General features: G+C 62.8%; 12 protein-coding genes and 1 tRNA gene. 11 read left to right on the top strand and 2 right to left on the bottom strand.

The annotated features are described in order from the left end of the window. Positions 1–43 precede the first annotated feature (43 nt). From agp to alkB, 3 genes are all read left to right on the top strand, one after another. Positions 44–1,273, top strand: coding sequence for a bifunctional glucose-1-phosphatase/inositol phosphatase (gene agp / locus D781_RS13990; protein ID WP_015672990.1), 1,230 nt, complete (start codon positions 44–46; stop codon positions 1,271–1,273). 96 nt (positions 1,274–1,369) lie between these two features. Beyond that, entirely contained in the window at positions 1,370–2,065 is a 696-nt protein-coding gene (locus D781_RS13985; protein ID WP_015672989.1) for a 4'-phosphopantetheinyl transferase superfamily protein, read from the top strand. A 100-nt stretch (positions 2,066–2,165) separates the two neighbouring features. Next, positions 2,166–2,813, top strand: coding sequence for a DNA oxidative demethylase AlkB (alkB, locus tag D781_RS13980; RefSeq protein ID WP_015672988.1), 648 nt, complete (start codon positions 2,166–2,168; stop codon positions 2,811–2,813). On the opposite strand, the gene D781_RS13975 is transcribed toward alkB, so the two are convergent. Next, positions 2,791–3,732 (bottom strand): LysR family transcriptional regulator, encoded by a 942-nt coding sequence (locus D781_RS13975; protein ID WP_233494092.1) that lies wholly within the window; start codon positions 3,730–3,732, stop codon positions 2,791–2,793. The genes alkB and D781_RS13975 overlap by 23 nt on opposite strands. Before the next feature lie 91 nt (positions 3,733–3,823). Here D781_RS13975 and D781_RS13970 point away from each other — a divergent pair, with 91 nt between their 5' ends. The 8 genes from D781_RS13970 (at position 3,824) to D781_RS13935 (ending at position 12,575) form a co-directional block, all read left to right on the top strand. Further along, positions 3,824–4,453, top strand: coding sequence for a metal-dependent hydrolase (locus tag D781_RS13970; RefSeq protein WP_015672986.1), 630 nt, complete (start codon positions 3,824–3,826; stop codon positions 4,451–4,453). Positions 4,454–4,686: 233 nt separating this feature from the next. Continuing rightward, entirely contained in the window at positions 4,687–5,010 is a 324-nt protein-coding gene (locus D781_RS13965; protein WP_015672985.1) for a PTS sugar transporter subunit IIB, read from the top strand. Next, positions 5,007–6,329 carry a PTS sugar transporter subunit IIC gene (locus tag D781_RS13960; RefSeq protein ID WP_015672984.1) on the top strand — a complete coding sequence of 441 codons (1,323 nt, stop codon included), beginning with the start codon at positions 5,007–5,009 and terminating at the stop codon, positions 6,327–6,329. Before D781_RS13965 ends, D781_RS13960 begins: the two co-directional genes overlap by 4 nt. 14 nt (positions 6,330–6,343) lie before the next feature. Beyond that, positions 6,344–7,735, top strand: a complete 1,392-nt coding sequence (locus tag D781_RS13955) for a glycoside hydrolase family 1 protein (RefSeq protein WP_015672983.1) — start codon at positions 6,344–6,346, stop codon at positions 7,733–7,735. Beyond that, a complete protein-coding gene (locus tag D781_RS13950; protein WP_015672982.1) occupies positions 7,735–8,058 on the top strand; it encodes a PTS lactose/cellobiose transporter subunit IIA in 324 nt (107 codons plus the stop codon). The genes D781_RS13955 and D781_RS13950 overlap by 1 nt, the downstream gene beginning before the upstream one ends. 53 nt (positions 8,059–8,111) lie before the next feature. Then, positions 8,112–9,032, top strand: a complete 921-nt coding sequence (locus tag D781_RS13945) for a LacI family DNA-binding transcriptional regulator (protein ID WP_015672981.1) — start codon at positions 8,112–8,114, stop codon at positions 9,030–9,032. Positions 9,033–9,242: 210 nt separating this feature from the next. Beyond that, the gene (locus D781_RS13940; RefSeq protein WP_015672980.1) at positions 9,243–11,129 is read left to right on the top strand and encodes a glucose PTS transporter subunit IIA; all 1,887 of its coding nucleotides are present in this window, start codon (positions 9,243–9,245) and stop codon (positions 11,127–11,129) included. Positions 11,130–11,144: 15 nt separating this feature from the next. Beyond that, positions 11,145–12,575, top strand: coding sequence for a 6-phospho-beta-glucosidase (locus tag D781_RS13935; protein WP_015672979.1), 1,431 nt, complete (start codon positions 11,145–11,147; stop codon positions 12,573–12,575). A gap of 216 nt (positions 12,576–12,791) precedes the next feature. Here D781_RS13935 and D781_RS13930 read toward each other — a convergent pair. Further along, a tRNA-Asn gene (locus D781_RS13930) sits at positions 12,792–12,867 on the bottom strand. Between the last annotated feature and the right edge of the window lie 119 nt (positions 12,868–12,986).

Below are 12,986 nucleotides of genomic sequence, written 5' to 3'. Positions count from 1 at the left end.
CAGGCTAACTGATTAAAAACACACACAACAGGGACCCTTAGCGATGAAGAAAAACAAGATACTGCTCTGCCTGCCGCTGCTGTTTTCCGCCTCTGCGCTGGCGGAAACCGCCGACTATCAGCTGGAGCAGGTGCTGGTGATGAGCCGCCACAACCTGCGCGCGCCGCTGGCCAATAACGGCAGCGTGCTGGCCAACTCGACGCCGCAGGCCTGGCCGCAGTGGGATACGCCGGGCGGCGAGCTGACCACCAAGGGCGGGGTGCTGGAAGTGTATATGGGGCACTACTTTAACGCCTGGCTGAAGCAGGCCGGCCTGCTGCCGCAGCAGGGCTGCCCGACGGCGGACAGCGTCTACGTCTACGCCAACAGCCTGCAGCGCACGGTGGCCACCGCGCAGTTCTTTACCAACGGCGCGTTCCCGGGCTGTGACGTGGCGGTGCACCATCAGGAAAAAATGGGGACCATGGACCCGACCTTTAACCCGATCATCACCGATAACAGCGAGACGTTTAACCAGCAGGCGCTGAAGGCGATGAACGACAAGCTGCACTCGCTGCAGCTGGATGCCGCCTACCGGCAGCTGGCGCAGATCACCGACTACGCCGACTCCAGCGCCTGTAAAACCGACAAACAGTGCGACCTGACCGCGGCAACCAGCACCATGAGCGCGGTGCCGGGCAAGGAGCCGGGCGTCGCCGGCCCGCTGCGGGTGGGCAACTCGCTGGTGGACGCCTTTATGCTGCAGTATTACGAAGGCTTCCCGGCCGACCAGGTGGCGTGGGGCAAGGTGAAAACGCCGGAGCAGTGGCGGCAGCTGGCGCAGCTGAAAGACGGCTATCAGGATTCGCTGTTCACCTCGACGGTGGTGGCGCAGAACGTCGCCAAGCCGCTGCTGAGCTACATCAACGGGGCGCTGATCGGCAAGGCGAAGGGCGAAGCGCCGAAGCTGACGGTGCTGGTGGGGCATGACTCCAACATCGCCTCGCTGCTGTCGGCGATGCGCTTCAAGCCTTATCAGCTGCCGCAGCAGTATGAAAAAACGCCGATCGGCGGCAAGCTGGTGTTCCAGCGCTGGCACGATAAGCAGGGCGATCGCGACCTGCTGAAGATTGAGTATGTCTATCAGTCCACCGAGCAGCTGCGCAACGCCGACAGGCTGACGCTGCAGCATCCGCCGCAGCGGGTGACGATGGCGCTGGAAGGCTGCCCGATCGATAAAGACGGCTTCTGCAGCTGGAGCGATTTCGAAAAAGCGATGAAAACGATGCTGTAACGGCTATTGCCCCTTTCTCCGGTGAGAGAGGGGCTGTACGCCCGCCCGTCACTCGCATTACACTGCTCCCCGTCGATCCTAAACTGCGGAACCGCCGTGCTCACTACGTTTCTTACCGATATCTGCTGGCTGCCGGTCAGCGACTTTCCCGGCCGGGTTATCCGCGGCCGTTTCAGCCTGACGGCCTACCATGACGCGCTGTGGCAACAGGCGGCGCTGCCGTTCCCTGACCATCTGTCCGCGGCGGTGGCGAAGCGCCGGGCGGAGTATCTGGCCGGACGCCTGCTGGCACGCCAGGCGCTGGAGGCGCTGGGGCATCCGCAGCAGCTGGTGGCGCGCGGCGCCGATCGCGCGCCGGTCTGGCCGGTCGGCATTGCCGGCGCGCTGAGCCACAACGCGGATACTGCGCTGTGCGCCGTGGCGCCGGCGACCCGCGGCGGCGGCGTCGGGCTGGATGTGGAAACGCAGATGCCGGCGCAGCGCGCCGAGCAGCTGTGGAGCGGGATCGTCAATCCGGCGGAGCAGGCGTGGCTGCGTCAGCAGCCGCTGCCGTTCAGCCTGGCGCTGACGCTGACGTTTTCCGCCAAAGAGAGCCTGTTCAAGGCGCTCTACCCGCAGGTGCGGCGCTACTTTGATTTTCTCGATGCGCACATCGTCGCGCTGGATCCGCAGGCGCAGACCTTTACGCTGGCGCTGCTGCAGGATTTAACGCCGCAGTGCCCGGCCGGGCGGCGTTTCAACGGGCGCTTTACGCTTGATGGTGACAACGTAACTACGTTTATTTTCTTCTGAATCAATCTATTAGACGGATATCTTCGCCGCTGACGGCGGCGCTGGACAAGCGCGTTTTCGCCGCTACAATGAATACTGGTTAAATACACAGGTATCGGCGATGACGATCGACCTTTTTGAAGACGCGCTGCCGGCGCCGTGGCGCGAGGAGATCGCCCCCGGCGCGGTGGTGCTGCACGGTTTTGTGCGCGACCACGGCCCCGAGCTGCTGGCGGCGGTGCGCGGCGTGGTGGCGCAGGTGCCGTGGCGGCATCTGACCACGCCCGGCGGCTATACCATGTCGGTGGCGATGAGCTGGTGCGGCAACGGTTGGACCAGCGACAGCCGCGGCTACCGCTACGCCGAGCGCGACGCGCGCAGCGGCCGCCGCTGGCCGGCGATCCCGCCCATTTTGCTGGCGCTGGCGGACGAAGCCGCGCTGCAGGCCGGCTTTGGCCACTTTACGCCGGACTCCTGCCTGATCAACCGTTACGACCCCGGCAGCAAACTGTCGCTGCATCAGGACAAGGACGAGCGCGATTTCGGCGCGCCGATCGTCTCGGTATCGCTCGGGCTGCCGGCGGTGTTCCAGTTCGGCGGCCTGCAGCGCAGCGACCGGGCGCGGCGCATTCCGCTGGCGCACGGCGACGTGGTGGTGTGGGGCGGCCCGTCGCGGCTGTGCTTCCACGGCATTCTGCCGGTGAAGGAGGGCTACCACTCGCTGGTGGGGCCGCAGCGCATCAATATCACTCTGCGCAAGGCGCTGTAAGCCGCGGCTGCTGCGCCAGGCAGGCGACCAGATGGTCGATAAACACCCGCAGCCGGGCGGGCAGGTGCGGCGTCGGCGCATACAGCAGCCACAGCCCGCCGCGATAATTACTGAGAAACTCCCACTCTGGCAGCACCTGCACCAGCTCGCCGTCCGCCAGCGCCTGCCGGGCGGTAAAGTACGGCAGGCTGCCGATGCCAATATGCTGCCTGACCGCATCCAGCCGCACGCCGGTGTGGTTGGCGGCATAGCGCCCGCGCACGTTGACCGTCTGCGTCCTGCCCGCGCGGCGGAAACGCCAGCGTGCGTCGTGCGGCGTCTCCCCCAGATAGATGCAGCTGTGCTGCGCCAGCTCCTGCGGCTGTTGCGGCGTGCCGTGCTGCGCCAGATAGTGCGGCGTGGCGCACAGCAGGTGCTCAATCTCCATCAGCCTGCGGCCAATCAGGCCCGGCGACGGGCTGTCGGTGATGCGCAGCGCCAGATCCACGCCGTCGTCAATCAAATCCATATAGCGGTCTTCCAGCCGCAGTCGCACGTCCACCTTGGGGTAGCGCTGCAGAAAGGCCGGCATATGCGGGTGCAGCACAAAGCGGCCGACCGCTTTCGGTACGCTGACGCTGACCAATCCTTCCGGTTCGGCATGGTTTTGCCCGCTGAGGCTGAGCACCGCCTCGGCCGCCGCCAGCATCTGCCGACAGTACTGCAGGGCGCTCTCTCCCGGTTCGCTCAGGCGCAGTTTACGGGTGGTGCGGTGCAGCAGCCGCAGCCCCAGCGCCTGTTCCAGCTTGCTGACGCTGCGGCTGACGGCCGAAGGCGACGCGCCCAGCCGGCGGGCGGCGGCGGAGAAACTGCCGCTCTCGGCCACCTGGACGAATACGGCCATCTCGGCCAGTAATGCGGAGGCTTGATTTGTGATCACAGCGCAAAAGTCCATTCTTCTGGTAACGGATTATCCTCTGATTATGACATGAATATACTGTGTGCAGGGTGAATCAACCGGAGAATAAACGATGACCGAACGACGTTATTACTACAGCGATGAACTGCAGGGGCAGGCGCAGCTGCTGGATTGCCGGCCGCTGGAGGACGGTAACCATGCGCTTGTTCTGGACGGCACGCTGTTTCATCCGCAGGGCGGCGGCCAGCCGGCCGACGGCGGCAGCCTGAACGGCGAGCCGCTGCTGCGGCTGGTGCCGCACGGCGACGATATCCTGCACGTGGTGGCACGGCCGCAGCCGCCGGGGCCGGTTACGCTGGCAGTTGACGGCCGGCTGCGCGCGCTGCATGCGCGCTGGCACTCCGCCGGCCATCTGATTGGCTATCTGGGGGAGACGCAGGGCTGGCGGCCGGTGAAGGCGCACCACTGGCCGGGTGAGGGACGCATTACCCTGGCGCCCGGCGACGGCGTCAGGGCGCTGGAGCAGGCGTGGCTGCAGCAGGCGATGAATACGCTGATCGCCGCCGACCTGCCGCGCCGTCAGCAGCAGGAAAACGGCGTGCGTCAGGTCGGCTTCGGCGATCTGCCGGCCTACGGCTGCGGCGGCACCCACGTGCGCTCGCTGGCCGAGCTGGGCGAGGTGACCATCAGCGCGCTGAAAATGAAGAAGGGTCAGCTGGTGGTGTACTACGCGCTCGCTTAACAGAGTGGCATGCTGACCTGTGATTTTTCTGCCCCGTAGCACGTGCTACGGGTTTTTTTATGCCGCAATGCCCGCTAACGGCATAACTTGTGACCCGCCTCACGCCGTTTCCCTGATTTTATCTCCGATGCTTGAGAACGCTCTCATTCCGGTTTATTGGCATTGGAAACCGGTTTCCATATCGTTTCCAATGGCGGTGAGAAACGCATCCATCCATCACTGGGGTAATAACAATGAAGAAGATTATGCTTTGCTGTTCTGCGGGGATGTCGACCAGTCTGCTGGTGAAAAAAATGACGGCGGAGGCCGCCAGCCGCGATCTGCCGGTGGAGATCGCCGCCTACAGCGCGGGGGAGTTTGACGAGCAGTTCAGCCGCTATCAGGTAGTGCTGCTGGGGCCGCAGGTGAAATACATGCTGCCGGCGCTGTCGGCGCGTGCGGCGGAGCAGGGCATTCCGGTCGCGGCGATCGACATGATGGATTACGGCATGCAGCGCGGCGATAAGGTGCTGGACTTCGCGCTGGAGTTGATCGCACAGCAGGGAGAGCCGGCATGACGTCCCTCTATCAGGCGATGGTCAACCTTATCGAGCAGAAGGTGACGCCGCTGGCCGGCAGCGTCGGCCAGCAGCGCCATGTGATTGCGATCCGCGACGGCTTTGTCTCCGCGCTGCCGTTTATGATCATCGGCTCGTTTATGCTGGTGTTTATCTTCCCGCCGTTCTCCGCCGACAGCAGTTGGGCCTTTGCCCGCGGCTGGCTGAACTTTTCCCTGCAGTACCGCGAGCAGCTGATGCTGCCGTTTTACCTCAGCATGGGGGTGATGACCTTCTTTATCTCGGTGGGGATCGGCGCCAGTCTGGGGCGGCACTATAAGCTTGACCCGATTATGACCGGCCTGCTGGCGCTGATGGCGTTTCTGCTGGTGGCGGCGCCGTACCGCGATGGCACCATCTCCGCGCAGTATTTCTCCGGCGAGGGGATTTTCACCGCCATTATTACCGCGCTGTATGCCGGTGAAGTGTACGCCTGGCTGAAGCGACACAAGATCACCATCCGCCTGCCGCAGGAGGTGCCGACCGGCGTCGCGCGCTCGTTCGAGATCCTGATCCCGGTGGTGGTGATTGTCGCCACCCTGCACCCGCTCAACCTGCTGGTGCAGAGCTACACCGGCATGATTATTCCTCAGGCGATCATGCATCTGCTGCAGCCGCTGGTGTCGGCGTCGGACTCGCTGCCGGCGATCCTGATCTCGGTGCTTATTTGCCAGGTGCTGTGGTTCGCCGGTATTCACGGCGCGCTGATCGTCACCGGCATTATGAACCCGTTCTGGATGACCAACCTGGCGCTGAACCAGAGCGCGCTGGCGGCGGGCGCGGCGCTGCCGCATATCTACCTGCAGGGCTTTTGGGATCACTACCTGCTGATCGGCGGCGTCGGCTCCACGCTGCCGCTGGCGTTTTTACTGCTGCGCAGCCGGGCGGCGCATCTGCGCAGCATCGGCAAGATGGGCGTGGTGCCCAGCATCTTCAACATCAACGAACCGATCCTGTTCGGCGCGCCGATCATTATGAATCCGGTGTTTTTCCTGCCGTTTATTCTGGTGCCGATGATTAATGCCACCTTCGCCTATATCGCCACCAAACTGGGCTGGGTGGCGCAGGTGGTGTCGCTGACGCCGTGGACCACCCCGGCGCCGATCGGCGCCTCCTGGGCGGCGAACTGGGCGCTCAGCCCGCTGTTGATGTGCCTGTTCTGCATGGTGCTGTCGGCGCTGATGTACTACCCGTTCCTGAAGGCCTATGAGCGCACGCTGATCAGGCAGGAGCAGGAAAAACAATCACCACAGGGCGGCGAAGCCGCCGTTAATTCCTGACATAAGGGGTCGTGATGAAATATGCATTTCCGCAAGATTTCTGGTGGGGCAGCGCCAGTTCGGCGCCGCAGAGCGAAGGCGAAAGCCTCGGCGGCGGCAAAAGCGCCACCATCTGGGACGAATGGTTCCGCCTGCAGCCGGAGCGCTTTCACCAGCAGGTCGGCCCGCAGCAGACCTCGGATTTCTACCGCTGCTGGCGCGACGACATTGCCTTGCTGAAGCGGCTGAACCACAACAGCTTCCGCACCTCGATCTCCTGGGCGCGGCTGATCCCGCAGGGGCGCGGCGAGGTCAATCCGCAGGCGGCGGCGTTTTATAACCAGGTGATTGATGAGCTGCTGGCGCAGGGCATTACGCCGTTTATCAACCTGTTTCACTTTGATATGCCGTTGGCGATGCAGCAGCAGGGCGGCTGGGAAAGCCGCGAGGTGGTGCAGGCGTACGCCGAATTTGCCGACGTTTGCTTCCGCCTGTTCGGCGATCGGGTCAAGCACTGGTTCACCTTTAACGAGCCGATCGTACCGGTGGAGGGCGGCTATCTGTATGACTTCCACTATCCGAACGTGGTGGACTTTAAACGCGCCGCGACGGTGGCCTACCACACCATGCTGGCCCATGCGCTGGCGGTGCGCAACTACCGCGCCCGCGGACAGGGCGGGGAGATCGGCATTATCCTCAACCTGACGCCTTCCTACCCGCGCTCCGCCAACCCGGCCGATGTGCAGGCGGCGCACCTCGCCGATCTGCTGTTTAACCGCAGCTTCCTCGACCCGGCGCTGCGCGGCAGCTACCCGCAGGAGCTGGTGGCGCTGCTGCGCCAGCACGGGCAGCTGCCGGCCTGCCAGTCGGAGGATGCCGCGCTGTTGGCGCAGGGCGTGGTGGATCTGCTGGGCATCAACTACTACCAGCCGCGGCGCGTCCAGTGCCGCGACAGCCAGGTTAACCCCGACAGCCCGTTTATGCCGGAGTGGTTCTTCAGCCACTATGCGATGCCGGGCCGCAAGATGAACCCCTACCGCGGCTGGGAGATTTACGAAAAGGGCATCTACGATATTCTCACCAACCTGCGGGAAAACTACGGCAATCCGCGCTGCTTTATTTCCGAGAACGGCATGGGGGTGGAGGATGAGCGGCGCTTTGAGCAGGACGGGCAGATCCGAGACGACTATCGCATCGATTTTATCCGCCAGCATCTGCAGTGGGTGCACCGGGGCATCGCCGAGGGCAGCCGCTGCCTGGGTTACCATATGTGGACCTTTATCGATAACTGGTCGTGGTGCAACGCCTACAAGAACCGTTACGGCTTTGTGCAACTGGATCTGGCGAGCCAGCAGCGGCGCATCAAGAAAAGCGGTGAATGGTTCGCCGCCACCGCCGCCGCCAACGGATTTGAGGAGCCGCGCTGATGGACGATTTGGAAAGTACGGTGATGGAGATCATCGTCAACGCCGGCCAGACGCGCAGCCTGTGCTTCAGCGCGCTGCAGGCGGCGCGCGACGGCGATTTTGCCCAGGCGCAGGCGCTGCTGCGGCAGTCCGATGAGTTTTCCCGCGCCGCGCACCGGGTGCAGACCCGGCTGATCGAACAGGACGGCGGCGAAGGCAAAACGCCGATGACGCTGATTATGGTGCACGCGCAGGATCACCTGATGAATGCGATACTGGCGCGGGAGCTAATTGCAGAAATGGTCGAACTTTACCAACGACAACGGCCGTCGGCTCAGGGATAATCACCGGCGGGCCGTCGGCCCGCTTTTGTTCATCAGCAGGAAGACCCGCAGTTATGGCCAATATCAATGATGTGTCCCGCCTGGCGCAGGTATCAAAAGCCACGGTGTCCCGGGTGCTGAGCGGCAGCCGCGGGGTAAAGGAAGAGAGCCGGCAGGCGGTGCTGCGGGCGGTGGAAACGTTGAACTATCGCCCGAACGCCGTCGCCCAGTCGCTCACCAGCCAGAGCACCGGCTGCATCGGCGTGATTTGCGCCACGGAACACGTGCAGCAGGCGACCGGTTATCTCCAGGCGCTGGAAAAACAGCTGAGCCGCCAGCAGAAGCATCTGCTGCTGCGGTTTGCCAACGACGCCGCAACGCTGGGCGCGGCGGTGGCGGAGCTGAGCAGCGGCTGGTGCGATGCGCTGATCGTGGTCGGCGCGCGTTTTGCGCTGCCGCCGTTGCCGGACAACGCGGTGTGTCTGGACTGCGTCGCGCCATCGACGGCGAAAAGCGTGGGGGTTGACCACCCGTTTGCCGCGGAAACCGCGGTGCACTACCTGGCCGGCCAGCAGCGGCGGCAGATCGCCCTGATTAACTTTGCCGCCGGCGACGCCGCCGAACAGGTGCTGCAGGGCTATTGTCACGCGTTGGAAATGCACCTGATCCCCTATAACCGCCGGCTGGTGGTGGACGATGAGCCGGTGACGCGCATTGCGCTGCAGCGGCTGCTCAACGGCGGGATGCCGTTTAATGCGCTGCTGGTGACCGACGACTGCCAGGCGCAGGAGGCGCTGACGCTGCTGGCGCAGTATCAGCGCCAGGTGCCGGGGCAGGTGATGGTGTTCAGCCTGGACGGTGCGCCGCAGTGGCCCGGCGCGCCGGTGGTGCCGTCGATCGCCTATTCGCTGGATACGCTGGCACAGCGCGCGCTGGCGCTGCTGGGCGGCGCAGAAGAGCGCAGTCTGCTGCGCGGCAGCCTGACGGCGGGCTGACAGCCCGCGTTCCGGCTATCTGCGTCCTGCAGATGGCCGTTTCCTTTCCGCAGTGAGCTTTTCCCCTGGTGATGTTCAAACTGTTACCCCAGACACACTTCTTACTGAAACCGGTTGCAGTGCGTAAATATCGTCCTTATCCTGCAACCGGTTTCATTCTTGAGAAACACGCTTGAATTTGTCTTACCATCAACGATAAGGCATTAAAAAATGACAAAAATAAGAGACTATGCCCGGCTTGCCGGCGATATTCTGGTGGAGGTCGGCGGGCAGGATAATCTGGTGAGTTTTGCCCGTTGCGCCACCCGTTTGCGGCTGGTGTTGAAGGAGACGCCGACGCGGGCGGAGGAGCGGGTTAAACAGTTGCCGGGCGTTATCATGGTGGTGCAGAGCGGCGGACAGTTCCAGGTGGTGATCGGCGCGCACGTGGCGGAGGTGTATGACGCCTTTTCCGGCCTGGTCGATGTGAGCCAGTTAAAAAACGACGGCGCCAAGGTGCGCCTGCTGGACGCGGTGATCGGCTCCATGTCGGCGATTTTCGCGCCGATCGTATTCGTGCTGGCGGCGGCGGGTATTTTGCAGGGGGCGCTGATCGTCGCCAGATATTTTGCACCGCAGCTGGCGGACGGCGGTACCTTCGCGGTGCTCAACTTTATGTCCTGGACGCCGTTTGCTTTTCTGCCGGTGCTGATTGCCATTACCGCGTCACGCTTTTTCCGCTGCAACACCTTTATTGCGGTGCTGTGCAGCTGCGCGCTGATTAACCCGGCGTGGGGCGCCATCGCCGCGCGCATCGCGCAGGGCGAAGCGATCACTTTCCTCGGCCTGCCGCTGGCGGAAACGGTGTACACCTCGTCGGTGCTGCCGCCGATCTTTATGATCTGGTGCCTGTCGTATGTGGAGAAGTACGCCCGCCGGGCGATCCCCGACGTGGTCAGCGAGCTGTTCACCCCGCTGGTCTGTATGCTGATTATGGTGCCGTTTACGCTGTTGCTGATCGGCCCGATCACCAGCTCGGCGGCGTTCGCCATTGCCGGCGGCTACAACTGGCTGTTTGAGACCGCGCCGGCGCTGGCCGCCGCCCTGATTGGCGGCGTCTGGCAAATGGTGGTGATCTTCGGCGTGCACTGGGGCATAACCCCGGTGATTATGGCCAACTTCGACGCGCACGGCCGCGACTCTTTTCAGGCTTTCCAGACCATTGCGGTCGTGGCGCAGATGGCGGCGGCGCTGGCCGTCGGCTTTAAGTCGCGCAACCCGCAGTTTAAAACCACGGCGTTTTCCGCCGGCGTCACCGGCGTCTTCGGCATTACCGAGCCGGCGCTGTACGGCGTCACCCTGCGGCTGAAAAAACCGTTTATCTGCGGCTGTATCGGCGGCGCGTTAGGCGCACTGGTCACCAGCTTCTTCGGCAGCTACTACTATGCTTATGCAGGGTTACCCAGCTTGCTGACCGTGGTGAACGCCATCAGCGCGGAAAACCCGATGTCATTTATCGGCGAACTGGCCGGTGTCGCCACGGCGATTGTCAGCACCATGGCGATGGTGTACGCGGTGGGCTTTGACGATCCGCCGCTGACGCTGGACGGCGTTGCACCGGCGGCGGCAGGGCAGCCGGCGGCCGACGAACCGGCGGCGCAGCCGCAGGCGGTGACGCTGCTGTCCCCGGTGGCGGGGCGCTATGTGCCACTGGAGCAGGTGAACGATCCCAGCTTTGCGCAAAAACTGCTGGGCGAGGGCGTGGCAATCCGCCCGACCGGCGGGCAGATCCTGGCGCCCTGCGACGCGGTGGTCTCGTCGGTGATCGACAGCCGCCATGCGGTCGGGCTGACCTGCGGCAACGGCGCCGAATTGCTGATCCACGTCGGGCTGGATACGGTCAAGCTGCAGGGGCAGCACTTTGACACGCTGGTGACGGTGGGCCAGCAGGTGAAGGCGGGCGAGCCGCTGATCCGCTTTGAGCAGCAGGCGATAGAGGCGGCGGGGTATGACGTGACCACGCCGTTTGTGGTGCTGAACAGTGATGAGTTCGCGGTGCGCCTGCTGGAGGTAAACAGAGAGGTTGCCTGCGGGCAGCCGGTAATGCAGATTGGGTAACCAACAGGAGCGATGATGAAAAGCGTATTTCCGCAGGATTTTCTTTGGGGCGGCGCGGTTGCCGCACACCAGGTTGAAGGAGGTTGGGATCAGGGCGGCAAAGGCCCGAGCATTTGTGATGTGCTGACCGGCGGCGCGCACGGCGTGCCGCGCGAGATCACCCAGGCGGTGGTGCCGGGTAAATATTACCCGAACCATGAAGCGGTGGATTTTTATCATCACTATAAAGATGACATCAAACTGTTCGCCGAGATGGGGTTCAAATGTTTCCGCACCTCGATCGCCTGGACGCGAATTTTCCCCAAGGGCGATGAGTCGGAGCCGAATGAAGAGGGGCTGCGCTTCTATGATGAGATGTTCGATGAGCTGCTCAAGCACAATATTGAACCGGTCATCACCCTGTCGCACTTCGAAATGCCGCTGCATCTGGTGCAGCAGTACGGCGGCTGGACCAACCGCCAGGTGGTCGATTTCTTTGTCCGCTTCGCCGAGGTGGTGTTTGAGCGTTACAAACACAAGGTGAAGTACTGGATGACCTTCAACGAAATCAATAACCAGCGCAACTGGCGCGCGCCGCTGTTCGGCTACTGCTGTTCCGGCGTGGTGTACACCGAGCATGAGAACCCGGAAGAGACCATGTATCAGGTGCTGCACCACCAGTTTGTCGCCAGCGCGCTGGCGGTGAAGATTGGCCACCGCATCAATCCTGAGATGAAGATCGGCTGCATGCTGGCGATGGTGCCGCTGTATCCGTTCTCCTGTAAGCCGGAAGATGTGATGTACGCGCAGGAATCGATGCGTGAACGCTATGTCTTCACCGACGTGCAGCTGCGCGGCTACTACCCATCCTACGTGCTGAACGAGTGGCAGCGCCGCGGTTTCAACATCCGGATGGAAGCGGGCGACGAACAGATCCTGCGCGAGGGCTGCTGCGACTATCTGGGCTTCAGCTACTACATGACCAACGCGGTGCAGGCCGCCGGCGGCGAGGGCGACGCGATTTCCGGCTTTGAGGGCAGCGTGCCGAACCCGCACGTAAAAGCCTCCGACTGGGGCTGGCAGATTGATCCGGTCGGCCTGCGCTATGCGCTGTGCGAGCTGTATGAGCGCTATCAGAAGCCGCTGTTTATCGTCGAGAACGGCTTCGGCGCCTATGACAAGGTGGAAGAAGACGGCAGCATCAATGATGATTACCGCATCGACTACCTGAAGTCGCATATCGCCGAAATGGGCAAGGCTGTCAGCTATGACGGGGTGGAGCTGCTGGGCTATACGCCGTGGGGCTGCATCGACTGCGTCTCCTTCACCACCGGCCAGTACAGCAAGCGCTATGGCTTTATCTATGTGAACAAGCATGACGACGGCAGCGGCGATCAGTCGCGTTCACGCAAGAAGTCGTTCTACTGGTATCAGGGGGTGATCGCCTCCAACGGTGAAGCGCTGTGAGGTAAGCCTGTGACGGCGGCCGGGGGAATCCGGCCGCTTTACTGACGGCTAGAACAACACGGAGCTTTATCACTGCTGCAGAATGACGGTTTGAAGAACCAGCCGGCGGTAAACGTTGGCCGCTGGACAGAACGTACGAATGCGCTAAAAGCAGCTCTCCAGGCGATAAACAGCAAAAAGCCCGCTTAAGTTGCCTTAAGCGGGCTTTTCTGAATATGGCTCCTCTGACTGGACTCGAACCAGTGACATACGGATTAACAGTCCGCCGTTCTACCGACTGAACTACAGAGGAATCGTGTGAACGGGGCGCATAATAGCGAGGCCGCCGGGGCTTGTAAAGCCTGAAAAAACGCATTTTGGCGCGTTTGCTGCAAGAACGCCCAACCTGCTGCATTATTGAGTGGTTGGACG

It is taken from the genome of Serratia sp. FGI94 (assembly GCF_000330865.1).
GTDB classification, from domain to species: domain Bacteria; phylum Pseudomonadota; class Gammaproteobacteria; order Enterobacterales; family Enterobacteriaceae; genus Serratia_B; species Serratia_B rubidaea.
The sequence above is the reverse complement of the archived record's forward strand: the minus strand, read 5'-3'. Positions and strand labels throughout refer to the sequence as shown.